This window comes from Rhizobium jaguaris (assembly GCF_003627755.1).
In the GTDB taxonomy this organism is placed as follows: Bacteria; Pseudomonadota; Alphaproteobacteria; order Rhizobiales; family Rhizobiaceae; genus Rhizobium; species Rhizobium jaguaris.
Genome location: NZ_CP032694.1, coordinates 105,266 through 131,670 on the forward strand (window position 1 = coordinate 105,266; position 26,405 = coordinate 131,670).

Consider the following 26,405-nt stretch of genomic DNA (forward strand, 5'->3'; position numbering starts at 1 on the left):
TTTGACAGAAAGAGCATCAACGATTAAGGGGACCGGCTGATATTTCCCTTAAAACGCCGGCTTCCCCGGCATTGCCGAAATTTCATTCGGCCATTCATGAGGCTTTGACAGTGGCGAAAGCGGAACTTGGAACAAAACGTACCGATCCCGATACCGGCAAGAAATTCTATGACTTGAACCGGGACCCGATCGTCTCGCCCTATACCGGCAAGTCCTGGCCCTTGTCCTTCTTCGAGGAAACCTCTGCTTCGAAGGAAGTTCCGGAAGAAGACGAAGTGGCTGAAGTCGATACCGAAAACACGGAAGTCGAACTGGTATCGCTCGAGGATGCCGATGAAGCGGCCGCCGGCGACGATATTCCGGATATGGGCGATGACGATGTCGAAATCGGCGACGATGACGACGATACCTTCCTCGAAGCCGACGAAGACGAAGATGATGACGATATGAGCGACATTATCGGCGTCACCGGCGACGACGACGACGTTTGATCTCTGAACAATCGGCCCGGTGAACGAGAAAAGTTTTCCGGGCCGAAATTTTCGGCTTGCTATCTGCAAAAACCAGAAGTAATAAGCCGCCACCCCGACGGGCGAAGCGCTCCGAAGGGTCCCAGGACCGGTTAGACCGGTACCACCTTGATGGGGCTATAGCTCAGCTGGGAGAGCGCTTGCATGGCATGCAAGAGGTCAGCGGTTCGATCCCGCTTAGCTCCACCACGCTTTGCCCTTACGGGCTTCGCGTGGCGCAGCCACGGGAAACCGTTAGGCCGAAGCAGTGCCCGGCAAAGCCCGTAGGGCGACGACGGGCTTAGGTCCCCCACCTACAAGCTTTGCGCAAGGCAACCAAGCGAAACCGTTAAGTCAGCGTGCTCGACATGACTTACGGGGTGCCAGCAAGCCTAATGTGGTACGTTTACATTCTCCAGAGCGTCGATTTTCCCGAACAGCAATATACTGGATCCACTTCGGATCTTAAGCAGCGACTCGCCGATCACAATGCCGGCAAATCGAGTCACACTGCAAAATATGCGCCTTGGATTCTGCTCTGGTATTCGGCATTTCCGGACAAATACAGGGCCCTGAAATTCGAGACCTATTTGAAATCTCATTCCGGCAGGGCCTTCGCCAAGAAGAGACTAATTTGATGGCAAGTGCTGTGTCGGATGGAAACGCGAGCGCTGCAATCAGGCAGCCCGCAGAATTCCATGGGAAACTTCTCAATTTGAGATGTTGAGGTACACCCTGCATGGTAGTCTCCTTCCGCGCATGCATAGTTACCTGGAATTACGGACCTGATATTGGGTCGCAGATAAAAGATGCCAGAGGAATCCATTGCAAGAACGTCAGTGCCAGAAAATACTCATTTTTGGATAAATCTCGACCCGCATTGACAACCCGGGACGACGATAGACAGGATCACGTGCAAATCCGGTATGCCGCCAGATCCCACATCTTGCCCGCTGCTCGGTTAATGTTACAGTGCCGTCCCAGGTTCCTATGCTTCAGCGCAGTATATACGCGACCAAGAAGCGGGTGACGATCCCTGGCGGCCGCTTTGACCTAAATCTGTCGCAATTCGACATCGCAAGCGCCGCCCACGCTTCCTGGTTCCATACCCATCTTCTTGAGGCCTAGGAGAATATTTGTATGTCTCTGGTCAGCGAAAGTCGGGCATTTATTAGCATGGGCGTGTCTTGTCAAACCGCTCTACAACTGCAGCGGCACGCCGGGTTCCTTTCCTCACTCTTAAACGACCAACTGCTCGAACGGTCCGCATTCTTCAATTGGGTCCTTGTCAGCGCATCAGATATCGCAAAAGTCGTCGAAAGGCTGCATTTGGGACCGATCATGCCCCACTCCCTGTATGTGCCCGCGCACGCTCAGGAAGCCCTGCGGTTGGAGGATTTCAAACTTTGGTTTTGGCATGAGAAATTGAGCGATGCGGTCACCCAGAACGACGTGGAGAGAATTGCAAAAAAATACGAGCGTCTCCGTAATAGATTTTTGAAAATGCTTGAAAAACCCGCCCGATATATCGTCCTCAGCAATACGCAAAACAATATTGAAGGCTTCTATCCCTATCAGACCCAAGGAATGAACATCCTTCTCAACGCTGATATTGTTTCTGAAATTGCATGCGCGCCGTGGGCAACCAATCAATACGGTCGCGCCGAATTGATTGCAGTGACCTATCCGCGCCGATGGACAGGAAGACTGCATCCGTATGTTTCGTATTTGGAAGAAGACGATACCGTTTGGGAAGGCAGCTTCGCAGGTTGGGACGGGGCATTGCAGCGGCATTTGATGCCCGATCTCAAGCCAAAAAACGGGTCCGAAGAGATTAGCCACTGCGGTCGTGGCGATGACTTTCAGATCGAGCCTCGGCAACTAAATTGGAAGAATGGAGCGGACGACCATCCTCGCCAACCGTTCCATTCGCTGGTCGGTGATCCGCGGGCTGACGGGTAGCGATTGCGGCGGGCTCGCGCTCTGATGTTTGGGCTACGGGAATGGCGTCCCGAAAAAAAGCGATGGTCGAACGTTTGCTATTCCAGATCATCGTTGTCAGGCAGACCCGACTACGTCTCCATCCCCGTGCAGCTCCCGCGTCGGCAAATGGGCGTTCGTCTCCAGCCATTCTCAGATAGTGCGGCGGATTATGTCATTGCGCGTCTTGCCAAGTTCCTCGGCGATATCTCAGTCTCATTCCGGCAGGGCTTTTACCAAGAAGAGACTGATTTGATGGTGCTTGTCTGTCGACAAGTCAGAAGCCATTCTCGCTGTGACGAATTTTGAACGCCAATTCGCTGCCGCCCACGAGCACACCAACCCAAATCACCACATTGCAGCGCACAAAAATCTGCTAATTAAGAAACGAATCGTCCAGCCTGCGCTCTTGATAGCTTCAGCTCGACACGCCCGAGGATGTATCTTGTTCGTTTTTTCGAAACTTGTCTGGATTTTTGGTCAGCCGCTGTCACTGGCTTTTTTCTTCGGCGTATTGGCCCTGATCGGCAGTCTTCTTCACAGGCGTTTTATCGCCATCGTCTCGACCTTTCTGTCGGTCCTGATCCTGTTCGTCGCGCTTTACACGACGACGGGCGCCTATATCGTCCAGGGATTGGAGGAACGCTTTCCGCATCCGGCTGGTGATCCCGCCGATCTCAAGTGCATGATCGTTCTCGGCGGCGCTACGCAGAACGAGGTAACGACGGCGCGGGGTGGGTATGAGCTTGATTCGGCCGGTGACCGTCTCATCGAGACGTTGCGGCTGGCGCAGAAGTTTCCGCAGGCACGCGTCGTCGTCTCCGGAGGCGACGGTTCGATCAGCGGCAAGTACGAGGGCGATGCGGTCATTTCGGAGCGCTTCTTTGTTGCGCTCGGCCTGCCTAAGGACCGACTTGTCGAGGACACGACGTCGCGCACCACCTTCGAAAATGCAGTCAATACGAAGGAGCTGCTGGCCAAGAACGGACTGTCCGGCTGCCTGCTGATCACGTCCGGCTTCCATATGCCACGCTCCGTGGGTATCTTCCGCAAGCAAGGCATCGATATCGTCCCCTGGCCGGTCGATTACCGCAGCACGGGCAAGGAGACGCTTGGGCTCGATTTCACCCAGCCGTCGCTGAATGCGCAGTTGCTGGCGACCGGCGTCCGCGAATGGATCGGCCTCGTCGGCTATTACGCCGTCGGCCGCACCTCGACGCTTTATCCCGGCCCCTAAGAAGGTGGTCGGCCCGTAACTACGTGGCCGAACCCCTGCCGGATGCGCGGTGTAGCGCCTACTTTTTCGAGATGGTGACGAATTTCACGCCGCGGACGCGGACAGTGATCTCGCAGGGGTCGCCGTCGGTGCGGTCGCAGTAATGCGGGTGCATCTTCATGACCAGCACCATGTTGCCGAAGCGCTGGATGAAATCGTAGCCGTAGATTTGTGCGGTGGCGACGAGAATATAGCCGCCCTCGGCGACATGGATGTAGAAGTTGTAGGGGCAGCCCTCGTCGGTGCAATCGGGCCCCTTTTCCCCCTTGCAGGTGATTTCGCCCTCGTTGATCACCAGGTCGGTCAGCGTATCGTTGTTGATGTCCCGTTCGGTGGCGAAGCCGTCGCCGAAGCTCGCCTGGCCCTCGCAGCGTTTGGTGAAGTGTTCCTTCTCGAAGGCGACCGGATCTTGCACGAGCGATTGCTGCGCCTGCACCACTGCGGGCATGATCACGAGCGCGATGAGATTCAGGATCACGATCAGCAGGGACTTCACGGGGGGATTTCCTCTTGAAAGCGCGGGGACGGCCGCCGGGGTTGCCGACCGCTACGACATCTTTACACCTGCCTGCTTGCGCGGCCCTTGCCGCCGTGATTCACTCCGCCGAAAATCGTGCCGGCACTCCTGGAGCCTCGAATGTCGCTTCTTTCGTTTCTCGATTATGCCGGCGTCGCTCTCTTCGCCGCAACCGGCGCGCTGTCAGCCTCACGCAAGCAGCTCGATCTGATTGGTTTCCTGTTTCTCGCGGCGGTCACCGGTATCGGCGGCGGCACGCTCAGGGATATCGTCCTCGGCCGCGTGCCTGTCTTCTGGGTACAGAACCCCACCTATATCATCATCTGTGCGGTCGCCGGTGTGCTGGTCTTCTTCACCGCGCATCTGTTCGAATCACGCTATCGGCTATTGATCTGGCTCGATGCGGTCGGTCTGTCGGCCTATTGCGTCATGGGTGCGGCCAAGGGCATGGCGGCGACGGGCTCGCCGACGGTTGCCATCGTTACCGGTGCGCTGACGGCCACCTTCGGCGGCATCCTGCGCGATCTTCTGGCAAACGAACCCTCGGTGCTGCTGCGGCCGGAAATCTACGTGACGGCGGCGCTAGTCGGGGCTGGCGTCTTTACCGCTGCAAACGCGACGATGATGCCGCTCTATGCCTCGGCTGCACTCGGAGTTGCCGCAGCCTTCATGGTGCGTGGCGGCGCGCTCTGGTTCGGCTGGACCTTCCCGACGTACCATCATAAGCCCGGCCGGCATCCCGACGATGTGATGTAAGTGGAGGCAATAGGTCTCAGGCGGTGGGCAATGGCAAAAGGCTACTGCCTACTTGCGGCGCAGGCGGATGACGACGTCGACATGGGCGATTTCCATTCCCTTCGGCGGCTCCGGCAGATTGTCGATCGTCAGGTTGCTGACCGGAATGTCCAGCACCTGGTTGTGGCCTTCGATGAAGAAGTGGTGATGGTCGGAAACATTGGTGTCGAAATAGGTCTTGGTGCTTTCGACGGCGAGCACGCGGATCAGGCCAGCCTCGGTGAACTGGTGCAACGTGTTGTAGACGGTGGCGAGCGAAACCGGCACGCCGGCCGCAACTGCCTCTTCATGCAGTTCTTCGACGGTTAGGTGGCGGTCGCCCTTGGCGAAGAGGAGATCGCCGAGCGCGACGCGCTGGCGGGTCGGCCTCAGGCCCGCGCTGCGGAGCCTGGTTTCGATCGCAATTTCGGCCTCTTCCGCCATTCAGAGAACTCCGGATTCCTGATCTTAGTAAATCTTAACTACGCCATATAACTTTTGCAGGGATTGCTTTCAATAGTTTCAATGGGGTGGGAAGGTAGCCCAAAGCCGTAAAAATAGGGTTCTTGGCGCATTTGCCTCTGGCAGCAGCCCTAGCCTTCCTGTATGCGACCACCACATAACAGTGAAGTGTGTGATATCGGATGGTGGAATTGGGCGTCATGCTTGCGCTTCATTTTCTGTCGATCTTGCACTAAAGCTTCACATTCATCGGCATCCTTGTGGGGGAAATGGAATTTTTATGACGACGAGACAATCCAGCTTCAACTATGAGGAAATCCTGGCCTGCGGCCGCGGCGAACTGTTCGGCCCGGGCAACGCGCAGCTTCCCCTGCCACCGATGCTGATGGTCCATCGCATTACAGATATTTCCGAAACCGGTGGCGCCTTCGACAAGGGCTACATTCGCGCCGAATACGACGTGCGTCCCGATGACTGGTACTTCCCCTGTCATTTTGCCGGCAACCCGATCATGCCGGGTTGCCTTGGTCTCGATGGCATGTGGCAGCTGACCGGCTTCTTCCTCGGCTGGCTCGGCGAGCCCGGTCGCGGCATGGCGCTTTCGACCGGCGAAGTGAAGTTCAAGGGCATGGTTCGTCCGGACACAAAGCTCCTCGAATACGGCATCGATTTCAAACGCGTGATGCGCGGCCGCCTCGTCCTCGGCACTGCCGACGGCTGGCTGAAGGCCGACGGCGAGGTCATTTATCAGGCGACAGACCTACGCGTAGGCCTGTCGAAGGACAAGGCTGCCTGAGCCGCGGCGCCGCCGCCTCCACACAAGAGAGACGTTTTAGAAAAGGTCATCGACATGAGACGGGTAGTTGTTACGGGTCTGGGTATTGTCTCTTCGATTGGAAACGATGCTCAAGAAGTGACTGCCTCGCTGCGCGAAGCCAAGTCCGGCATTTCTTTTTCCTCCGATTTCGCCGAACACGGCTTCAAATGCCAGGTGTGGGGCGCGCCAAAGATCGACACGACGGATCTGGTGGATCGTCGCGCCATGCGCTTCCTGTCGCAGGGCGGCGCCTGGAACCATGTCGCCATGAAGCAGGCGATCGCCGACAGCGGTCTCGAAGAGAGCGACATCACCAATGAGCGCACCGGCATCATCATGGGCTCGGGCGGCCCGTCCACCCGCACCCTGATCGAAGCCGCCGATATCACCCGCAAGAACAACAGCCCGAAGCGCATCGGCCCCTTCGCCGTGCCGAAGTCGATGTCGTCGACGGCGTCGGCAACGCTTGCCACTTGGTTCAAGATCCACGGCGTCAACTATTCCATTTCGTCTGCCTGCTCGACCTCGGCGCACTGCATCGGCAACGCCGCCGAGATGATCCAGTGGGGCAAGCAGGACGTCATGTTCGCCGGCGGCCACGAGGATCTCGACTGGACCATGTCGAACCTCTTCGACGCCATGGGCGCCATGTCTTCCGACTTCAACCAGAATCATCCGGAAACCGCCTCGCGCGCATATGACGCCAAGCGCGATGGCTTCGTCATTGCCGGCGGCGCCGGCGTGCTGGTGCTGGAAGAGCTGGAGCATGCCAAGGCGCGCGGCGCCAAGATCTATGCCGAGATCGTCGGCTACGGCGCCACCTCGGACGGCTACGACATGGTCGCGCCTTCGGGCGAGGGGGCTGTGCGCTGCATGCGCCAGGCGCTCGCGACGGTGAAGGGCGATATTGACTACATCAACACCCACGGCACCTCGACGCCGGTGGGCGACAGCAAGGAAATCGGCGCGATTCGCGAAGTCTTTGGCAACAAGATTCCGCCGATCCAGTCGACCAAGTCGCTGACGGGCCATTCGCTCGGCGCAGCCGGCGTGCAGGAATCGATCTACTCGATCCTGATGATGCAAGAGCGCTTCATCGGCGAAAGCGCTCATATCACCGAACTCGACCCGGAATTCGAAGGTGTGCCGATCGTGCGCAAGCGCATCGATAATGCCAAGATCGACGTGGCTCTTTCCAATTCCTTCGGCTTCGGCGGCACCAACGCCACGCTCGTATTCCAGCGCTATAACGGATAAGGCAATGACGGGAATCATGCAGGGTAAGCGCGGCCTCATCATGGGTGTCGCAAACAATCATTCGATTGCCTGGGGTATTTCAAAGGCGCTGGCAGCCGAAGGCGCGGAACTGGCTTTCACTTATCAGGGCGAAGCGCTCGGCAAGCGTGTCAAGCCGCTCGCAGCCGAAGTCGGCTCGGATTTCCTCCTGCCTTGTGATGTCGAAGATATCGCTTCCGTCGATTCCATCTTCGAGGAGATCAGGGCACGCTGGGGCAGGCTGGATTTCATCGTCCACGCCATCGGCTTTTCCGACAAGAACGAACTAAAGGGCCTCTACGCCAATACCACGCGCGATAATTTCACCCGCACCATGGTGATTTCCTGCTTCTCCTTCACCGAGATCGCCAAGCGTGCGGCCGAGCTGATGGTCGAAGGCGGCAGCATGCTGACATTGACCTATAATGGCTCGACGCGCGTCATCCCGAACTACAACGTCATGGGCGTCGCCAAGGCGGCTCTGGAAGCATCCGTGCGCTATCTCGCCGCCGACTACGGCCCGCGCGGCATTCGCGTCAACGCCGTGTCCGCCGGCCCGATCCGCACGCTCGCCGGCGCCGGCATTTCCGATGCCCGCGCCATCCTCTCCTGGAACCAGCGCAACGCACCGCTGCGCAAGTCGGTTACCATCGACCAGGTGGGCTCGTCGTCGCTCTATCTCCTGTCCGATTTGTCAGCTGGCGTTACCGGCGAAATCCACTTTGTCGATGCTGGCTATAACATCACCTCGATGCCGACGTTGGAAACGCTGACCAAGGCCGACGCGGAGTAAGCGTGCTGATCTGAAACGTCCTCTCGGCCTTTGCCGGGAGGACCAAATTTGCGGATATCCTTTCGGGGGATTCCCGATGACGTCCACCGCCGCCAAACCCTTTGCATCCACCGAACGTCTGACCCTCAGAGGATTCGTCCCGGAGGATTTCGAAGCCTATAGCGCTTATCGCTCCTTGCCGGGCATCTATCGCTACCTTTACAGCGACCCTCCATCTCCAGACGAAATGCGGGAGCGTTTCGATGCCGGTTTGAACACGCGTTTGTCGGAAGACGGCGATATCCTCCGCTGTGCCGTTGTTCGACGTGAGGATGACACGCTGTTGGGGCAGGTTAGTCTGAAGGTCGCCAACAAGGCGGCGCTGCAGGCCGAGGTCGGCTATATCTTCAATCCGGCCTATGCCGGGAAGGGATACGCGACAGAGGCGGCCGAAGCCATCATCACCCTCGGCTTCGAAAAATTCGGCTTTCACCGGATCTTCGCGCGGCTGGATGCGAAGAACGCCGGGTCCGTCGGCGTCGTCGAACGGCTAGGCCTGCGCCGTGAAGCGCTGTTGATCGAAAGCGACCGCTTCAATGGCGTCTGGGGCGATGAATGCGTCTATGCCGTCCTGAGTCGCGAATGGGTGGCAAGGGCACCGAATCGGGCGCGTTAATCTCCATTCGGTAAGATTTTACGAAAATTTTAGGTTAATTCTATCTTGCCGGGGATGGCCCGTTACGACCGGCCGGAATTCCGATACAAGGCACGCATTCATCAGTATTTCCTGCATGTCCATCGGCATTCATTGACCATTTACGGGAACCCCTCCGTGAACTCCATAACTGTTGCCAATTCCAAGCCGCTCGATCCACTGGACGAGACGGCATCGCTCGAAGCCGCTGCCACCGCAAGGGCATTGGGGCCGGATATATTGCGGGCGCTTGCCATCCTGCTTGTCATGCTGGTGCATCTGCCGTGGGGAGCGACCCCGCTGCCGTTGGCCGGAATTAGACCCTATGGCTGGATCGGCGTCGACATCTTCTTCGTGCTCAGCGGCTATCTCATCGGAACCCAGCTAATGGCGGAGGCCGCGCGCCGCCATGCCGTCGACTTCAAGGCTTTCTATCTGCGCAGGGCATTCCGCATATTGCCGGCCTTTCTGCTCGTACTTGCCTTCTACGCGTTCATCCCCGCCTTGCGCGACGCGCCGACTATGCAATCCGCCTGGCGGTTCCTGACTTTCACGGTCAATTTCGGGCTCGATCCGCGCTTGGGCGGCACGTTCACCGAAGCTTGGTCGCTGAGCGTGGAGGAGCATTTCTATCTTGTCCTGCCGGTTCTCGTCGTCCTGCTGAAGCGGCGTGCCTCAGTGGTCTTCGTCGCATTTCTGGTTACGACAATCATGATTGCCGGCATGGGTCTGAGATTCGCGCTGTGGCAGAGCCAGGTCGGCCCGGCTGCCGAAATGCAGGCCTACAGAGCAGCCCTCGCCGTCTATCTGAGGGACGTCTATTATCCGACTTATAATCGACTGGACGGGCTGACTTTCGGCGTCGTTCTCGCAGCGATCCGGTTGTTCAAGCCGTTGCTATGGGAAAGGTACATGCCGCCATACATCGCGCTCGGCATCGGCAGCATGTTCGTGGTAGTGGCGCTCGTGATCTTTTCAAACCGCGGGTCATTTGCCGAAACCAATTTGCCGCTTGTGTTTCAGCCTCTTCCAGGTGCGGTCATCGGCTTTCCGCTTTTCTCGGCGGGAGTGACATTCGTTCTCGGCGCACTGCTGGACCTACAGCCCAGGATCGGGCGTTGGCATCTTCCGGCGATATCGGGCATCGCAACGCTCTCCTACAGCCTCTACCTGACCCACAAGGCCGTCTACCACCTCGATCAGATGGTGTTCGGCAAGGTCAATCTTCAGGGGCTCTCAGGCTTCGTCATCTATTTCTCCACCTGCTTCATCGTGGCGGCGACCCTCTGGTTTCTCGTCGAAAGAAACTTTCTGGCCCTGCGTGATCACCTGTTGCCCCGCTCGCACCGAGCGGGCTAGATCCAGAGCAATTCCAGGAAAAGTGTTTAGCGGCTTTCCGTCCGGAATTGCGTAAAAACAATGATCTAGCGCATGAAAAAAGGCGGCCGATTGGCCGCCTTCGTTGTTTATTTTTTCGCCCACAGCACCTTGAAACGCGCATTTCGGCAGGTCTCGCCATGCTCGCGGAAATTCTCCGCCAGTACTGGCTCATAGGGCAGGCCGCGATTCGCGACCAGCATCAGGCGACCGCCGCTGCGTAATGCCGAGGATGCCGCCTTGATCATCGCCTGGCCGAGCGAAGGTTCGGCGGCATGGCCCTCATGAAAGGGCGGGTTCATGATCACCAGATCGTATTTGTCCTTGACCGGCTCGCTCGCCAGATCTTGCCAGAAGAAGCGCTGAGCGACCTTCGGGCAGTTTTCGAGGAGATTGGCGCGGGCCGCCTCCAACGCCTCGTAGTGGGCCTCGTAGAGGTCTAGACGCGCGATCCGCGGTGATCTGGTCGCCAGTTCCACAGAAAGATAGCCCCAGCCGGCGCCGAAATCGGCGGCATCGCCGGAAAATCGGTCGGAAGGCGCGATGCCAGCAGTTCGGAGCCGGCGTCGATGCGATCATGCGAGAACATGCCGGCAGCGGTGGTGAAGCGGCCGTCGATGCGCGTCGCGGGCTTTGCCAGTTGCGCTGCGGGAGCGCTTGTGTCGGCCGGGCGCGTAAACCAGAAAGCCACGCCGTGGTATTTCGGCATGTGCTCGACATCCAGGCCAAAACCTTCGATACGCTTGCGCAGCGGCTGAATGCCGTCTTCCTTGCCGCCGGCGACGACGATCAGCCCGCCCGCCTTCACGCGCGTCAGCGCCTCGGCAATATGGGCTTCATTTTCGCCCTTGTGTTTGGTGCAGAGTACCAGGGCGCCGTCATAATCCTCGCCTTCGATCTCCGGCGTCACATCGATACGCTGCGCCTGAAGCTGGCGATAGAAGGGCCTGAACCCCTGGACGGCGGAAAGCGACGCCGCAAAACCGTCGGGCAGGAAAAAGCCCGCTTCCGCACCGAGAAACAGAATGCGCTCGCCTTCGCCAGGTGTACCGACGGTGCCGGAGGCAAAGGGGTGGAACAGGGTTTTCAAGGCGTCGCGGCTCATGGGCCTGGTCTCGTCATGGAAATGGGTTTCGTCTGTCGGATATGCGCCACTTCTACCTCATGCTGCCCCTCACCCTAACCCTCTCCCCGTTGTAACGGGGAGAGGGGATGACAGCGCAAGACTTAGATGCCTCGGTTTGGTGGAGGGTAATCGTCGAGCACAGTCGTTATCCCTTCTCCCCGCATGCGGGGAGAGGGCTAGGGTGAGGGGCCGGGCACTCAGTTTCCACAAAAATGGCCGGCACCGATAATATAAAAAGGGCGCGGAAAAGATCCCGCGCCCCGAAACGTGCGTGAAGGCGCGCCTTATTCGGCTGCGTCGTCCTTCTTCTTATCGGCAGCGATTTCCTGGCCGGTCGTCTGGTCGACGACCTTCATGGACAGGCGAACCTTACCGCGCTCGTCGAAGCCGAGCAGCTTCACCCAGACCTTGTCGCCTTCCTTGACGACGTCGGTCGTCTTGGCAACGCGCTCGGAGGCGAGCTGCGAGATATGGACGAGGCCGTCGCGGGCGCCGAAAAAGTTGACGAAGGCGCCGAAATCAGCGGTCTTGACAACCGTGCCTTCGTAGATCTGGCCAACTTCCGGCTCGGCAACGATCGAGTGGATCCACTTGCGGGCCGCTTCGATTTCCTTGCCGGAAGACGAAGCGATCTTGACCGTACCGTCGTCTTCGATGTTGATCTTGGCGCCGGTCTTTTCGACGATTTCGCGGATGACCTTGCCGCCGGAGCCGATGACTTCGCGGATCTTGTCGACCGGGATGTTCATGACTTCGATGCGCGGGGCGAATTCGCCGAGCTGGCCGCGGCTTTCGGAAATGGCCTTGGCCATTTCGCCGAGGATGTGCAGACGGCCGCCCTTCGCCTGGTTGAGGGCCACCTTCATGATCTCTTCGGTGATACCGTCGATCTTGATGTCCATCTGCAGCGAGGTGATGCCGGCTTCCGTGCCGGCGACCTTGAAGTCCATGTCGCCGAGGTGGTCTTCGTCACCCAGGATGTCGGAGAGAACGGCGAAGCGCTCTTCTTCCTTGATCAGGCCCATGGCGATACCGGCAACCGGCTTTGCCAGCGGTACGCCCGCGTCCATCAGCGCCAGCGAGGTGCCGCAAACGGTGGCCATCGAGGAGGAGCCGTTGGACTCGGTGATTTCGGAAACAACGCGCAGCGTGTAGGGGAACTGCTCTGCCGACGGCAGCATCGGGTGGATGGCGCGCCATGCGAGCTTGCCATGGCCGATTTCGCGGCGGCCCGGAGAACCCATGCGGCCGGTTTCGCCGACCGAATAGGGCGGGAAGTTGTAGTGCAGCATGAAGTTTTCTTTGTACATGCCGGTCAGGCTGTCAACATACTGCTCGTCTTCGCCGGTGCCGAGCGTGGCAACGACGACAGCCTGCGTTTCACCGCGGGTGAAGAGGGCGGAGCCGTGTGTACGCGGCAGAAGGCCGACTTCGGCAAGGATCGGACGAACCGTCTGCAGGTCGCGGCCGTCGATGCGGCTGGAGGTGTCGAGGATGTTCCAGCGGACGATCTTCGCCTGCAGGTGCTTGAAGATAGCGCCGACTTCTTCGGCCGTGTACTTGGCTTCGCCTTCTTCCGGCAGGAAGTGTGCCTTGACCTTTGCCTTGACGGCGTCGACGGCAGCGTAGCGATCAGCCTTCTGGGTGATCTTGTAGGCTTCGCGCAATTCGGCTTCGGCAAGGCCCAGCATTTCGGTTTCGAGTGCCGAGAAATCGTCCGGCGTGAAATCGCGCGGTTCCTTGGCGGCGACTTCGGCGAGCTTGATGATCGCGTCGATGACCGGCTGGAAGCCGCGATGGCCGAACATGACGGCGCCGAGCATGACGTCTTCCGGCAGTTCCTTGGCTTCGGACTCGACCATCAGAACGGCTTCCTGCGTACCGGCAACGACGAGGTCGAGGGTCGACTCGTCCATCTCGTCGAGATGCGGGTTGAGCACATATTCGCCGTTGATGTAGCCGACGCGAGCGCCGCCGATCGGGCCCATGAACGGAATGCCGGAGAGCGTCAGGGCAGCCGAAGTGGCGACCATGGACAGCACGTCCGGATCGTTTTCGAGGTCATGCTGGATGACGGTGACGACAACCTGCGTGTCGTTCTTGTAGCCTTCCGGGAAAAGCGGACGGATCGGGCGGTCGATCAGGCGGGAAACGAGGGTTTCGTTTTCGCTCGGACGTCCTTCGCGCTTGAAATAGCCGCCGGGGATCTTGCCGGCAGCATAGGTCTTTTCCTGGTAGTTGACGGTGAGCGGGAAGAAATCCTGGCCCGGCTTCGGCGACTTGGCGGAAACGACGGTGGCAAGAACCACGGTCTCGCCGTAGGTTGCGATGACGGCGCCATCAGCCTGGCGGGCGATCTTGCCGGTCTCGAGCTTCAGCGGGCGGCCGGCCCACTCGATTTCGACGGTATGGATATCGAACATATCTTGTCCTTGCGTGGTGCGGGAAAAGGCGCGGCCCATGGATCGGCAAGGCGCATCTTCAACCGCACGAAGTGTGACGCATCACGGGCAAGACAACGAGAGGCTTTCAAGGATCGGCCGAAGCTTGAAGCTTCGGCTGAAAGCATCCGGCAATCCTGCCCCATGACAGGTCAACGGTTGTAATTGGCAGAACCGGCCCATCCGGCCTGCCGGGTGTCTCACATCGCGCAAACGGAAAGCGCGACGGAAACAAGTTTGACGGGTTTCAAACCCCTCATAGGCATCCGGCGGACGTTCATGCGAACGCCCGCCGGAAATTCCATTAGCGGCGGATACCGAGGCTGGAGATCAGCTTGGTATAACGGCCTTCGTCCTTCTTCTTGAGATAGTCAAGAAGCGAGCGCCGGCTGGAAACCATCGTCAGGAGGCCACGGCGGGAGTGATTGTCCTTCTTGTGGTCCTTGAAGTGGTTTGTGAGGTTGTTGATGCGCTCGGTCAGGATCGCAACCTGGACTTCCGGAGAACCGGTGTCGCCTTCGACGGTGGCGTATTCCTTGATCAGCGCAGCCTTGCGCTCAGCAGTAATCGACATCGGATGGTCCTTTCTATGAGAGGAAATAATGTCGCCAAACGCCGGGATGTCGTCCAGCATTGGCCGCGAATGCAATCGGGCAGGCCCGATGCTGGCGCTGCCTATAGACCATTTGCGCCGCAAAGGGAAGAGCATCGTGTCTTTGCCTTCTCCCCTCGGGGAGAAGGTGGCCCGAAGGGCCGGATGAGGGGGCGCGGCATCGGGAAATTGCCTTTCGCTTACGCTCAAGGCCCTCGCAGCTCCGCTCCTCGGCCCCCTCATCCGGCCTCTCGCAATCTCGCTCAGCGAGTTTGCTCGCGTCCACCTTCTCTCCGCTGGAGAGAAGGTGCTTTTATACAAAAACCCGCTTCGGGCGGAATTCACCCTGACCGATCTCGCCGATGGCGATCAGCTTGCCGCGTGCCGTGGCATAGGCCTCCGTTTCTGCAACCGGCGCATCACGTCCGCGCACGAGAATGGGATTGCCCATCTTAAGGCGATGTGCCTGATCATCGTTGATGACGAGGTGGGGCAGGGCCGACAGCGCTTCCGCGGTGTCGATCAGCAGCGCATCGAGAGCGGCCAGCCGCTCGTCCGCATCCTCGATTGCCTCAAGTGCGACGAGATCAGCTAAAGGCACCATCGTCTCCTCAGCAAAGGGAGCGACGAAACTGCGGCGCAGTCCGGAAATATGGCCGTAGCAACCGAGATCGCGACCGAGATCGCGGGCGAGCGCACGAACATAGGTACCCTTGCCGCATTCCACCTCGAAATACGCCGTATTGGCATCCGGGCAAGCAAGCAGCGTCAGGCGGAAAACCTCCACTTCGCGCGACGGGATTTCGACGGTTTCGCCATCACGGGCAAGATCATAGGCGCGTTCGCCGGCGATCTTGATGGCGGAAAACTGCGGCGGGATCTGCTGGATGACGCCGGTATATTTCGGCAGCAGCGCGCGAATATCCTCTTCGCTCGGGCGCTTGTCCGAAGTCTGGGTCACCTCGCCTTCGAGGTCGTCCGTGGCGCGTTCCTCGCCCCAGGTGACGGTAAATTCATAGATCTTCCGGCCGTCCATGACATAGGGAACGGTCTTGGTGGCGTCGCCAAGCGCGATCGGCAGCATGCCGGAGGCAAGCGGATCGAGCGTGCCGGCATGGCCCGCCTTCTGCGCCTTGAACAGCCACTTGATTTTGGAAACGGCCTCCGTCGAGCCGAAGTCCACCGGTTTGTCGAGGATCAGCCAGCCGGAAATCGGGCGGCCTTTGGGCTTGCGTGGTTTGGACATTCTCTGTCTCTGTTATCGGTCTTTGTCGGTGTCGGTATCGCCGTCTTCGAGATCGCGCTGGACCTCCGGCGAGCGCAGCAGCGCATCGATCTTCTGGTAGTTGTCGAAGCTTGTATCGTCACGGAAACGGATCTCCGGCATGTATTTCATCTGCCGAAGCTGCGGTCCGAGACGGCCGCGGATGAATTTCGCATGCCGATTGAGCGTCTCGATGACGGTCTCATGGTCAACGACGCCGAGCGGCGTCACATAGGCGGTGGCGATCTTCAAATCCGGCGACATGCGCACCTCGGAAATGGAAATCACGGTGCGCTCGATCAGGTCGTCGCGCACTTCGCCGCGCTGCAGAACCTGCGTGATCGCGGCGCGCACTTGCTCGCCGACGCGAAGCATGCGCTGCGAGGGCGCGGAAGAAGTTGGTCTTGTAGCCATTTGTCTTGATCCCAAAAGGTTCGGGCGCCGGACTGGATGTTCCGGCGCCCGTCCCAATGTTTCAATCTATCCTGCCTTACAGCGTGCGGGTGATATGCTCGACGCGGAAGCACTCGATCGTATCGCCGGCGCGAATGTCCTCGTAGTTCTCGAAGGCCATACCGCATTCCTGACCGACATTGACCTCGGAGACTTCATCCTTGAAGCGCTTGAGCGTCTTGAGTTTGCCTTCGTGGATGACGACGTTGTCGCGCACCAGACGGACGCCGACGCCGCGCTCGACCTTGCCTTCGGTGACGCGGCAGCCCGCGACCTTGCCGACCTTCGTGATGTTGAACACCTCGAGGATTTCGGCGTTGCCGAGGAAGGTTTCGCGCCGTTCCGGAGACAGCAGGCCCGACATCGCCGCCTTCACGTCATCCACCAGATCGTAGATGATGTTGTAGTAGCGGATTTCGATACCCTGGCGTTCGGCGAACTGACGTGCCTGGGCGTTGGCGCGGACGTTGAAGCCGATGATGGCCGCATTGGAGGCTTCGGCCAGCGACACATCCGACTCGGTGATCCCGCCTGCGCCCGAATGGACGATGCGGGCCCGAACTTCGTCGGTGCCGAGCTTGTCGAGAGCACCGGCAATGGCTTCGATCGAGCCCTGCACGTCGCCCTTGATCACCAGCGGGAATTCCTTCACGCCGACAGCCTGGAGCTGGGTCATCATCTGTTCCAGCGAGCCACGCTGGCCGGACAGGCGAGCAGCCGCCTTGTCGCGGGTGAGGCGCTGGCGATATTCCGAGATCTCGCGGGCGCGGCTTTCGCTTTCGACGACCGCGAACTTGTCGCCCGCCTGCGGCGCACCGGAAAGGCCGAGCACCTCGACCGGCGTGGCCGGGCCTGCTTCCTTCACATGCTCGCCCTTGTCGTTGACCAGCGCGCGCACACGGCCCCACTGATCGCCGGCAACGACGATCTGGCCGGGACGCAGCGTGCCCTTCTGCACAAGTACCGTGGCAACGGAGCCTCGGCCGCGATCGAGCTGAGCTTCGATGACGGTCCCTTCCGCCGTGCGGTTCGGATTGGCTTTGAGGTCAAGGATTTCCGCCTGCAGCAGAATGGCTTCGAGCAGCTTGTCGAGGTTGGTGCCGTTCTTCGCGGAAACTTCCACGTCGAGCACTTCACCGCCCATGGATTCGACGAAGACTTCGTGCTGCAGCAGTTCCGTACGGACCTTCTGCGGATTGGCTTCGTGCTTGTCGATCTTGTTGATGGCCACGATGATCGGAACACCCGCAGCCTTGGCGTGGTTGATCGATTCGATCGTCTGCGGCATCACGCTGTCGTCGGCAGCAACGACGAGGATGGCAATGTCGGTCGCCTGGGCGCCGCGGGCACGCATCGCCGTGAAGGCGGCGTGGCCGGGTGTGTCGATGAAGGTGATCTTCTGACCGTTCTGCTCGACCTGATAGGCGCCGATATGCTGGGTGATGCCGCCGGCTTCGCCGGCGACCACGTTGGCATGGCGGATGGCGTCGAGCAGCGAGGTCTTGCCGTGGTCGACGTGACCCATGATGGTGACGACAGGCGGACGGGAAACCAGTTCGCCGGCTTCGTCGGCAACATTGAAAATGCCCTGTTCAACGTCGGATTCCGAAACGCGCTTGACCGTGTGGCCGAATTCGCCGGCGATGAGCTCGGCCAGGTCGGCGTCGATGATGTCGCCCGGCTTCATCATCTGACCTTCCTTCATCAGGAACTTGATGACGTCGACGGCGCGTTCGGACATGCGCTGCGACAGCTCCTGGATGGTGATGGTCTCAGGCAGCACCACTTCACGTGAGATCTTCTCGCGCGTTTCCTGCATCTGGCTGCGGCGGAACTTTTCTTGACGGCGGCGCATGGCCGAAAGCGAGCGACCACGGGCACTGCCGTCTTCGTCGACATCGGCTGTCGTTACCGTCAGCTTGCCGCGGCGGCGGTCGTCTTCCGTCTTCGGGCGCGTTGTGACCGGCTTTGCCGGCTCGGGGCGCACCACCTTGCCGCGCGCGGGGCCGCCACGCGACGGACCACGATCCTCTTCTTCTACATTGAGCGGCCGACGCCGGTTGAGCGGCGTTTCCGCGGCAGGAGCGCCGGGGCGCGCAGGCTGGGGAGCCGCATCCGGGCGTCGGGCAACAACAGGTGCCGCGGCCGGCTGCACTGCCGGCTTCGGTGCTTCCACCTTGGCTTCGACTGGTGCGGGCGCCTCGACCTTGGCCTCGGCGGCGCGGGCAGCCTCTTCGGCGGCGAGCCGGGCAGCTTCAGCCTGCTCGGCGATACGGCGCGCTTCCTCTTCCTGCTGGCGACGGGCCTCTTCTTCAGCTCGGCGGGCCGCATCGGCGGCGTCACGGGCCTGGGCTTCGGCAAGCGCACGGCGGCGCGCATCCATTTCGCCAGCCGACAGATGGTTCAAAACCACCGGTCGCGACGAACGGTCCTGCTGCGGGCGCTGCTGGTTGTTCTGGTTGGATTGCTGCGGCCGCTGCTGCTGGCCGCCCGGCTGATGAATGCGCGGAGCCGGCTGCGGCGGGCGCGGTGGCTGCGGTGTCGGTTCCGCGACGCGCGTCACGGATGCCGTCGCGGCAGCCGCCGTCGTCGGGGTGATCATCGGCTTTTCGTCTTCAGGGCGTAGCGGGCGGCGCTTGCGAGTTTCGACCACGACCGCCTTGGTGCGACCGCGGCCCATGTCCTGGCGCACGGTGCCCTGGTTCACGCCTGAGGGCTTCAGGGTGAGGGTCTTCTTACCCGAAACACTCAGCGTCTTGTCGTCTTTACTATCGGTCATTCCGTTCCCGTTCCTTCGGACAGGGTACGGAATCGTCCGTCAGCCCCTGTCGTTCAATGCATGTACCTTAATGAGGCGTCCGGTATCGACCGGTGACCGCGTCATTGTTTTCGCCGGCCAGCGCCGCCCGTTGCCCGGGACTGACCGCCGTTGCGGTACCGTTCGAGCAGGTTTGCGCGCTTCACTACACCCTCACCTGCCTGCCCTGCAAGCGCTGCGGCATGGATAAAAGCGTTCTGGCCCATCAGTTCTTCCATTTCCGCCTCCGTGAAGACACGGAATGACGGTATTTCCTTTTCAGTCTCCATGCCAAGATGCCAGGCCTTGCGTGCCTGATCGATCTTGCGAACGCCGTCGGCGGCAGCATCCATCGCATGGAACACGGCAAGTGCCGAGCCGTTGCGAACGGCGCCATCCACCTTCGACGAGCCGCTGACGAACTGGCCCGCCTTGCGCGCCATGTTCATCATCCCGGCGAGTTGTGCCGCAAGAAGGCGGTCGACGGTGGCGCCGAGATCGCTCGGTGCCGTCACCTCCGCCTTCAGGGCGCGAGAAAACAGTTTCTTCGCCACTGCCTTGTCCACCAGAGCCCGGTCGAGCTTGACCCAGCAGCCGCGTCCCGGCAGTTGCCGCTTCAGATCGGGAACCACGGTTCCGTCTGGAGCGGCGACGAAGCGGATCAGCTCGTCCGGCGATCCGCTTTCGCGTGTTACGATGCACATGCGGCCGTTCACGTCGTCACCCCCGAGATCATCGTCTTCAGGCGGTGCGTCCGGCCCCTCGGTGCTCATCATGCTTCTTGCTCGGCCTCATCCTCCGTGGCCTCTTCGGCCTCGGCGGCGAGATCGGCTTCGGTGATCCAGCCGGCGAGCAGGCGGGCCTGCACGACCATCTGCTCGGCTTCGACGCGCGATACTTCGAGCTTGGAGAACAGCCCCTCGAACTTCTTCGTTTCGCCGTTCTTGCGTTCGGTCCAGCCGACGAGATCGTCGGCGGCGCAGCCCGCGAAGTCCTCGATCGTCTTGATGCCGTCCTCGCCCAGCGCCACCATCATCTTTGCGGTCATGCCGTTGATCTGGCGCAGCTCGTCGGACACGCCGAGCGTCTTGCGCTTCTCGTCCATTTCGGCCTCCAGGCGCTCCAGATATTCGCGAGCGCGATCCTGGATTTCCTGGGCGGTCTCTTCATCGAAACCATCGATGGACGAAATTTCGTCGAGGTCGACGTAAGCCAGTTCCTCGACTGCGGCAAAGCCTTCGGAGGCCAGAACCTGGCCGACCATTTCGTCGACGTCGAGCGCATCCATGAATAGATTGGTGCGCTCGTTGAATTCCTTCTGGCGGCGCTCGGATTCTTCCGCTTCCGTCATGATGTCGATATCCCAGCCGGTCAGCTGCGAGGCGAGGCGGACGTTCTGGCCGCGGCGGCCGATGGCAAGCGACAGCTGTTCGTCCGGAACCACGACTTCGATGCGCTCGGCGTCCTCATCGAGAACGACCTTAGCGACCTCAGCCGGCTGCAGCGCGTTGACGACGAAGTTCGCCGGCTCGCTGGACCACGGAATGATGTCGATCTTTTCGCCCTGCAGTTCGCCGACGACGGCCTGGACGCGCGAACCGCGCATACCGACGCAGGCACCGACCGGATCGATCGACGAGTCGTTCGAAATGACGGCGATCTTGGCGCGGGAGCCGGGATCGCGGGCGACCGACTTCACCTGGATGATGCCGTCGTAGATTTCCGGAACTTCCATGGTGAAGAGCTTGACCATGAACTGCGGATGCGTGCGCGACAGGAAAATCTGCGGACCGCGCTGTTCGCGGCGCACGTCATAGACATAGGCGCGGACGCGGTCGCCATAGCGGAAGTTTTCGCGCGGGATCATCTCGTCGCGGCGGATGATGCCTTCGCCACGGCCGAGGTCGACGATGACGTTGCCGTATTCGACGCGCTTGACGGTGCCGTTGACGATCTCGCCGACGCGATCCTTGAATTCGTCGAACTGGCGGTCACGTTCGGCCTCGCGCACCTTCTGCACGATGACCTGCTTGGCCGACTGGGCGGCGATGCGGCCGAAATCCATCGGCGGCAGCGGATCGGCGATGAAGTCGCCGAGAGCAGCATCCGGGTTGCGGTCGCGAGCAAGTTCCAGCGGGATCTGCGTGGAATAGTCTTCGGCCTTTTCGACGACTTCGAGCAGGCGCTGCAGGCGGATTTCGCCGGTCTTCGGGTTGATGTCGGCGCGGATGTTCGACTCCGTGCCATAACGCGAACGCGCGGCCTTCTGGATCGCGTCTGCCATTGCGGCAAGCACGATCTCGCGGTCGATGACCTTTTCGCGCGCCACTGCATCTGCGATCTGCAGAAGTTCTAGCCGGTTCGCACTGACTGCCATTGTCTTAAGTCTCCGTCTGCCTGCCCAGGGGTTCCCGTCCCGTTGAGCGGTTCGTTGATCGGTTATTCTTCTTCGTCGTCCGCTTCGTTCTGGTTCGCAGCCTGAGCTTTAGCCAGCTTGTCGGCGCGCAGCGCATCGCGGATAAGATCGTCCGTCAGGATCAGCTTGGCCTCTGCCAGCGTACTGAACGGAATGGTTACCTTCGGTTCTTCGCCGTAAGCCACCTGGTCGCGCTCGATCGTAAAACCATCGGCGCTGACATCGGCGATCTTGCCGCGAAACCGCTTGCGGTTGTCCACCAGGATCGAGGTCTCGCACTTGATAAGATGACCGATCCAGCGGCTGAAATCCGACTTGCGCACCATCGGGCGGTCGATTCCGGGCGAAGACACTTCGAGATGATACGCTTTATCGATCGGATCTTCCACATCCAGCACCGGCGAAATCGCCGTCGAGACTTCTTCGCAATCTTCGACGGTCATGGTGCCGTCGTTGCGCTCGGTCATGATCTGCAATGTCAGGCCGTTCTGATTGAGGAGGCGAACGCGCACCAGCCGGAAGCCCATGCCGATGAGCACGGGCTCGATGATGGCGGCGAGGCGCTGGTCAAGGCCGGTTTCGACGATCAACCGCGGTTCGTTGGTGTTGTCTGCGTTTGTCTCTTCCGACAAGCGTTCACTCCTGCATTGTCCATGCATTTGGAGATCGAGCTAATAAAAAAGAGCGGGTCCTTGCGGCCCACTCTTCATCACACGATCAAGAATTTGATGCGGATATAAGCCCCTTCCATCAAATTGCAAGGTCTTCGCATGCAAACCCGGCTCTGCCGCTTATTTCCGGAATTCTTTAGTGCGTGCCACCAGGTCTTGCGAAGCATCATCGACGGCAATTTTGCGCCAGAGGCGGATATCTCGTCTCGGGCGGTCAGGCGGACCGAAGCGCCTCGTCCTCCTCGCGACTCCGTCTTCCTTCTTCGATAAGCCAGTCGCGTACACGCTGCGCAGGTGCGTTAAGTTCCCTTGATCGCGGCCAGACGACATAGAAGGCCATATTGGTATTCAGGACATGCCTGCCGACGGCGACCAGCGCGCCAGATCGAAGCTGTTCTTCGATAAGATGTTGCCAACCGAGCGCGACACCTTCGCCCGCCAAAACAGCCTGGATGACCAGGACATAGTCATTGATCGTCAGTCGCCGGGGCTGCGGGGCATAGCGTACCCCGGCGCTCGCAAACCATTCGGACCAGTCGCACGCAGCCCGAACGGGCTCTTCGAGATGGATCAATGGCAGCGCCAGCAGGTCTTCAGGGCGCTCCGGGCGCCGCCGCTTTTCTATGAAGCGCGGGCTTGCTACCGGAAACACAATCTCCGGTGCCAGCATCGCGGAATGATAACGCGGCCAATTTGCGGGATCGCCGCCTCGAACTGCAAGTGGAATTGGCTCCTCGTCCAGGTCGAGATCACGCACGCTTGTCTGGATGCGCAGATCGATATCCGGAAGGTCTGCCCGCAGACGCGCCAGACGCGGCAGCATCCACATGGAACCGAAGGCAGTCGAAGCTGCCAGTGTAACATTGGATTCCCGACCTTTTGTTCGAATGTCCTCCGCCGACTTCTGGATGCGTGACAAGCCTACGGTGACGTCCGCGTGGAAGCGCTCCCCGATGTCGGTCAGTTCGACATTCCGATGTTCGCGGTGGAAGAGCGGCACGCCAAGCTGATCTTCAAGCTTCCGAACGGCCAATGAGACAGCAGCCTGGCTCATGCCCAGCTCCTCGGCCGCGCGGCTAAAATTCTGATGCCGCCCGGCAGCCTCGAAGATGATGAGTGCCGAGGCAGACGGCAGTAGTCTTCGAATGTTTCCATAAGCTCAGCTTATACAGACCAAGTTTTTTCCAGCATTACAGGAGCGCAAAGTCGTCCTAGCCTTCATTAGTTATGGAGGCGAATATGACCGAGGCGATAGTCGACGAAAGGGCCGGCAAACGAGGACGCAGCGTCGTGCTGCACGTCGGGAAGGCACCACGAAGCTGCCCGGCGTTCCCTACATTATCCGCAACATTCCGACATACGACATCCTTTCCGAGGAAAACCTTCAGAAGATCGAGCGGACGGCCGAACGTATCCTCGCCGAGATCGGCATCGAGTTTCGCGATGACCCCGTGTCCGTCGACCACTGGAAGCGGGCCGGAGCCCGCGTCGAAGGCGTTCGCGTTCGGTTCGAACCCGGCATGCTGCAGGAGATCGTCGCTTCCGCGCCGAGCGAATTCACTCAGCATGCCCGCAATCCTGCCAACAATGTCCAGATCGGCGGTAAAAAGGTCGTCTTCTCGCCCGCCTACGGCTCGCCCTTCGTCATGGACCTCGACAAGGGTCGCCGCTACGGAACGATCGAAGACTTTCAGAACTTCATCAAGCTCGCCCAGGCAAGCCCTTGGCTGCATCATTCCGGCGGCACGATCTGCGAGCCGGTCGACGTGCCCGTCAACAAGCGCCATCTCGACATGGTCTACAGCCACATCAAGTATTCCGACCGCGCATTCATGGGCTCGGTGACGGCGGAGGAGCGCGCCGAAGATTCGATCGAGATGACGCGTATTCTCTTCGGTGCCGACTTCGTCGATCGAAACTGCGTTATCCTCGGCAACGTCAACGTCAATTCTCCGCTCGTGTGGGATGGGACGATGACGAAGTCGTTGCGAGCCTATGCTCGCGCCAATCAGGCTGCCGTCATCGTGCCCTTCATCCTCGGCGGCGCGATGGGCCCCGTTACCAATGCGGGAGCCATTGCCCAATCCTATGCCGAAACGCTGGCCGGCTGCGCCCTCACGCAGCTCGAACGCAAGGGCGCTCCGGTTATCTTCGGAAATTTCCTATCTTCCATGTCGCTGCGCTCGGGATCGCCCACCTTCGGTACCCCCGAACCCGCCATCGGTTCCATGGTCATTGGTCAGCTTGCCCGGCGGCTGAAACTTCCGCTGAGATGTGCGGGCAATTTCTCCAATTCGAAACTGCCTGATGGCCAAGCCATGCAGGAGGGCCTGATGTCCATGCTGTCGGCCATCCATTGCGGGGCGAACTTCATCCTGCATTCGGCCGGTTTCCTGGATGGTCTGCTCGTAATGTCCTACGAGAAGTTTGTGATGGACGCCGACCTGTGCGGGGCACTGCACTCCTACCTCGCCGGCGTTACGGTCGACGACAATACGCTCGCTTTCGACGCCTTCGAAGAGGTCGGACCCGGCAGCCATTTCCTTGGCTCGGCCCATACTATGCGGAACTACCAGACCGCATTCTGGGATTCGACGCTTTCGGACAACGAGCCCTTCGAGAAATGGAGCGAGGAAGGCGGTTCCACTGACATTGCAACCCGCGCCAACAGACAGTGGAAGACAACACTCGCCAATTATGAAGCACCGCCGTTGGACAACGCTGCCGATGAAGCCCTGTGCGATTTCATGGCAAGACGCAAAGCGTCGATGGCGGACGGCTGGTATTGAATTACGTGATCATATCGCCCGACGTCGGGGGTTACGGCTTTTGGATAAGATCCGAGCCCTTTACGCATACCTTTGACGGCGAGTAGCCGTATGTCCGCTTCGGCCCGAAGCTACCACTACTGAATTCCGCCTATTTCAGCAGGCCGAGCATCGAGCTATCGGGATAGCAGGTGGGCTTGCGGCCGCTCTTTTCCTGCCATTGGCCGATGGATCGCCGGGTCTTGTAGCCCGGCAATCCGTCGGTGCCGCCGACGTCGTATCCCTTGCGCTCCAAGGTCACCTGCATGCCGGCGACGTCGGAGCGCAGCATCTTGCCGACATCGCCCCATTGGCCCTGGAAGGCGCCGGAACCATAGGCGATGCGGTCGGCGAGATTGCCGATAAAGAGGCCGTAGAGGTCGGAATTATTGTATTCCTTGATGACGTAGAAATTCGGCGTGACGATAAATTCCGGCCCGTCGCGGCCGGCCGGCACCACATCATACCGCCGGCCTTGAGTTCGTCGGACGGAAAAGCCTTGCCGGAAATCCTGACGATCCCAGCGAGTTCCATTGCGAAATCGGCTTGACGAGATCCGGTCCTTCCTGCGCGCAGGAAACGTTTTCCGGGATCGTGACTTCGTAGCCCCAGCCGCGGCCGCGCTGCCAGCCCTTCTGCGTCAGAAAATTGGCTATGGAGGCAAGGGTATCGGGCACCGAGGTCCAGATGTTGCGATGGCCGTCGCCGTCGAAATCGACCGCATATTTCAGATAGCTGGTCGGCATGAACTGTGGTTGGCCGAGCGCGCCCGCCACGGATCCCATGAACTGGCCGGGCGTGACATCGCCATGTTCGAGAATGCCGAGTGCGGCGATAAGTTCGGTGCGAAACATATCCTTGCGGGTCGACATGAAGGCTTTGGTCGCCAGCACCTGGACCGCCGAATTCGGCAGCTTCGCCGCTCCGTAGCCGGTCTCGCGACCCCAGATGGCAAGCAGGATCGGGCCGGGCACGCCGTAAACTTTTTCGATCTTTCTCAGCGTCGGCCCGTATTGCGACGCGAAACTGCGTCCGGTCGCTGCCAGCTTCTGCAGTCGTGCCTCGTTGAAATAGGGAGCGGGAGAAGAGAATTCCGCCTGCGTCTGCGGCTGCTCTTTGGGCTTCGGAAAACCCGGCGGCGCCAGATCCGGCAGATCCCAATTCAGTGTCACGCCCGCAAAGGCGGCCTGGAAAGTCTTGTCTGAAACGCCGTCCTTCTTCGCTTCCGGCCAAAGGTCCTGTTGCACCCAGGCCTGGAACTGCGCTTCGACATCGGCCTTTGAGGCAGCAAGGGCGGGAAGGGGAAGGAGGGCGAGGAGGAGGATAAGCAAGCGCAGAATGTTCCGCGCCACCGATATGTGCACTCTCCTCATACTCCTTCTCTC

At 60.0% G+C, this 26,405-nt stretch carries 22 protein-coding genes, 1 tRNA gene and 2 pseudogenes; 12 read left to right on the forward strand and 13 right to left on the reverse strand.

What is annotated here, in order from left to right; all coding sequences use genetic code 11:
* Window positions 1-110: 110 nt before the first annotated feature.
* From CCGE525_RS00490 to CCGE525_RS00510, 5 genes are all read left to right on the forward strand, one after another.
* A complete protein-coding gene (locus CCGE525_RS00490) occupies window positions 111-491 on the forward strand; it encodes a TIGR02300 family protein (protein ID WP_120706174.1) in 381 nt (126 codons plus the stop codon).
* Between the two features lie 152 nt (window positions 492-643).
* Window positions 644-719, forward strand: a tRNA-Ala gene (locus tag CCGE525_RS00495).
* Window positions 720-904: 185 nt separating this feature from the next.
* Window positions 905-1,147 carry a GIY-YIG nuclease family protein gene (locus CCGE525_RS00500; RefSeq protein ID WP_120702575.1) on the forward strand — a complete coding sequence of 81 codons (243 nt, stop codon included), beginning with the start codon at window positions 905-907 and terminating at the stop codon, window positions 1,145-1,147.
* Between the two features lie 502 nt (window positions 1,148-1,649).
* On the forward strand, window positions 1,650-2,471 hold the full coding sequence (locus CCGE525_RS00505) for a hypothetical protein (RefSeq protein WP_120702576.1): 822 nt from the start codon (window positions 1,650-1,652) through the stop codon (window positions 2,469-2,471).
* A gap of 463 nt (window positions 2,472-2,934) precedes the next feature.
* A complete protein-coding gene (locus tag CCGE525_RS00510) occupies window positions 2,935-3,726 on the forward strand; it encodes a YdcF family protein (RefSeq protein ID WP_120702577.1) in 792 nt (263 codons plus the stop codon).
* Between the two features lie 58 nt (window positions 3,727-3,784).
* Here CCGE525_RS00510 and CCGE525_RS00515 read toward each other — a convergent pair whose 3' ends face one another.
* On the reverse strand, window positions 3,785-4,261 hold the full coding sequence (locus CCGE525_RS00515) for a hypothetical protein (RefSeq protein WP_120702578.1): 477 nt from the start codon (window positions 4,259-4,261) through the stop codon (window positions 3,785-3,787).
* 141 nt (window positions 4,262-4,402) lie between these two features.
* Between CCGE525_RS00515 and CCGE525_RS00520 the strand changes: the two genes are divergently transcribed.
* Window positions 4,403-5,038, forward strand: coding sequence for a trimeric intracellular cation channel family protein (locus CCGE525_RS00520; RefSeq protein WP_120702579.1), 636 nt, complete (start codon window positions 4,403-4,405; stop codon window positions 5,036-5,038).
* A 48-nt stretch (window positions 5,039-5,086) separates the two neighbouring features.
* Here CCGE525_RS00520 and irrA read toward each other — a convergent pair whose 3' ends face one another.
* On the reverse strand, window positions 5,087-5,500 hold the full coding sequence (gene irrA, locus CCGE525_RS00525) for an iron response transcriptional regulator IrrA (RefSeq protein WP_120702580.1): 414 nt from the start codon (window positions 5,498-5,500) through the stop codon (window positions 5,087-5,089).
* 298 nt (window positions 5,501-5,798) lie between these two features.
* Here irrA and fabA point away from each other — a divergent pair, with 298 nt between their 5' ends.
* From fabA to CCGE525_RS00550, 5 genes are all read left to right on the forward strand, one after another.
* Window positions 5,799-6,314 carry a 3-hydroxyacyl-[acyl-carrier-protein] dehydratase FabA gene (fabA, locus tag CCGE525_RS00530; protein WP_120702581.1) on the forward strand — a complete coding sequence of 172 codons (516 nt, stop codon included), beginning with the start codon at window positions 5,799-5,801 and terminating at the stop codon, window positions 6,312-6,314.
* A 54-nt stretch (window positions 6,315-6,368) separates the two neighbouring features.
* On the forward strand, window positions 6,369-7,592 hold the full coding sequence (gene fabB, locus CCGE525_RS00535) for a beta-ketoacyl-ACP synthase I (RefSeq protein ID WP_120702582.1): 1,224 nt from the start codon (window positions 6,369-6,371) through the stop codon (window positions 7,590-7,592).
* A gap of 4 nt (window positions 7,593-7,596) precedes the next feature.
* On the forward strand, window positions 7,597-8,403 hold the full coding sequence (fabI, locus tag CCGE525_RS00540; protein ID WP_120702583.1) for an enoyl-ACP reductase FabI: 807 nt from the start codon (window positions 7,597-7,599) through the stop codon (window positions 8,401-8,403).
* A gap of 76 nt (window positions 8,404-8,479) precedes the next feature.
* On the forward strand, window positions 8,480-9,058 hold the full coding sequence (locus tag CCGE525_RS00545; RefSeq protein WP_120702584.1) for a GNAT family N-acetyltransferase: 579 nt from the start codon (window positions 8,480-8,482) through the stop codon (window positions 9,056-9,058).
* Window positions 9,059-9,214: 156 nt separating this feature from the next.
* Window positions 9,215-10,435: an acyltransferase family protein gene (locus CCGE525_RS00550; protein WP_120706175.1), complete on the forward strand. Its 1,221-nt coding sequence runs from the start codon at window positions 9,215-9,217 to the stop codon at window positions 10,433-10,435.
* 107 nt (window positions 10,436-10,542) lie between these two features.
* On the opposite strand, the pseudogene CCGE525_RS00555 reads toward CCGE525_RS00550, so the two are convergent.
* The 10 genes and pseudogenes from CCGE525_RS00555 to CCGE525_RS00600 all read right to left on the reverse strand — a co-directional run bounded on the left by CCGE525_RS00555 (window position 10,543) and on the right by CCGE525_RS00600 (window position 23,360).
* Window positions 10,543-11,558: pseudogene (locus CCGE525_RS00555) on the reverse strand (class I SAM-dependent methyltransferase).
* A gap of 305 nt (window positions 11,559-11,863) precedes the next feature.
* Window positions 11,864-14,002: a polyribonucleotide nucleotidyltransferase gene (gene pnp, locus CCGE525_RS00560; RefSeq protein WP_120706176.1), complete on the reverse strand. Its 2,139-nt coding sequence runs from the start codon at window positions 14,000-14,002 to the stop codon at window positions 11,864-11,866.
* 322 nt (window positions 14,003-14,324) lie between these two features.
* On the reverse strand, window positions 14,325-14,594 hold the full coding sequence (rpsO, locus tag CCGE525_RS00565; protein ID WP_120706177.1) for a 30S ribosomal protein S15: 270 nt from the start codon (window positions 14,592-14,594) through the stop codon (window positions 14,325-14,327).
* A 331-nt stretch (window positions 14,595-14,925) separates the two neighbouring features.
* On the reverse strand, window positions 14,926-15,858 hold the full coding sequence (gene truB, locus CCGE525_RS00570) for a tRNA pseudouridine(55) synthase TruB (RefSeq protein WP_120702585.1): 933 nt from the start codon (window positions 15,856-15,858) through the stop codon (window positions 14,926-14,928).
* A gap of 12 nt (window positions 15,859-15,870) precedes the next feature.
* Window positions 15,871-16,290: a 30S ribosome-binding factor RbfA gene (gene rbfA / locus CCGE525_RS00575; protein WP_120702586.1), complete on the reverse strand. Its 420-nt coding sequence runs from the start codon at window positions 16,288-16,290 to the stop codon at window positions 15,871-15,873.
* 76 nt (window positions 16,291-16,366) lie between these two features.
* Window positions 16,367-19,108: a translation initiation factor IF-2 gene (gene infB / locus CCGE525_RS00580; protein ID WP_120702587.1), complete on the reverse strand. Its 2,742-nt coding sequence runs from the start codon at window positions 19,106-19,108 to the stop codon at window positions 16,367-16,369.
* Window positions 19,109-19,209: 101 nt separating this feature from the next.
* On the reverse strand, window positions 19,210-19,902 hold the full coding sequence (locus CCGE525_RS00585; RefSeq protein ID WP_120702588.1) for an RNA-binding protein: 693 nt from the start codon (window positions 19,900-19,902) through the stop codon (window positions 19,210-19,212).
* Entirely contained in the window at window positions 19,899-21,503 is a 1,605-nt protein-coding gene (gene nusA / locus CCGE525_RS00590; protein WP_120702589.1) for a transcription termination factor NusA, read from the reverse strand. Before nusA ends, CCGE525_RS00585 begins: the two co-directional genes overlap by 4 nt.
* A gap of 62 nt (window positions 21,504-21,565) precedes the next feature.
* Entirely contained in the window at window positions 21,566-22,174 is a 609-nt protein-coding gene (gene rimP, locus CCGE525_RS00595) for a ribosome maturation factor RimP (protein WP_120702590.1), read from the reverse strand.
* 253 nt (window positions 22,175-22,427) lie between these two features.
* Complete coding sequence (locus tag CCGE525_RS00600; protein WP_120702591.1) at window positions 22,428-23,360, reverse strand: LysR substrate-binding domain-containing protein; 933 nt, start codon at window positions 23,358-23,360, stop codon at window positions 22,428-22,430.
* Window positions 23,361-23,433: 73 nt separating this feature from the next.
* On the opposite strand from CCGE525_RS00600, the gene CCGE525_RS00605 reads away from it, so the two are divergent.
* On the forward strand, window positions 23,434-25,002 hold the full coding sequence (locus CCGE525_RS00605; protein WP_120702592.1) for a trimethylamine methyltransferase family protein: 1,569 nt from the start codon (window positions 23,434-23,436) through the stop codon (window positions 25,000-25,002).
* Window positions 25,003-25,132: 130 nt separating this feature from the next.
* Here CCGE525_RS00605 and CCGE525_RS00610 read toward each other — a convergent pair.
* Window positions 25,133-26,393 (reverse strand): annotated as a pseudogene (locus CCGE525_RS00610) (lytic murein transglycosylase).
* Window positions 26,394-26,405: the final 12 nt, after the last annotated feature.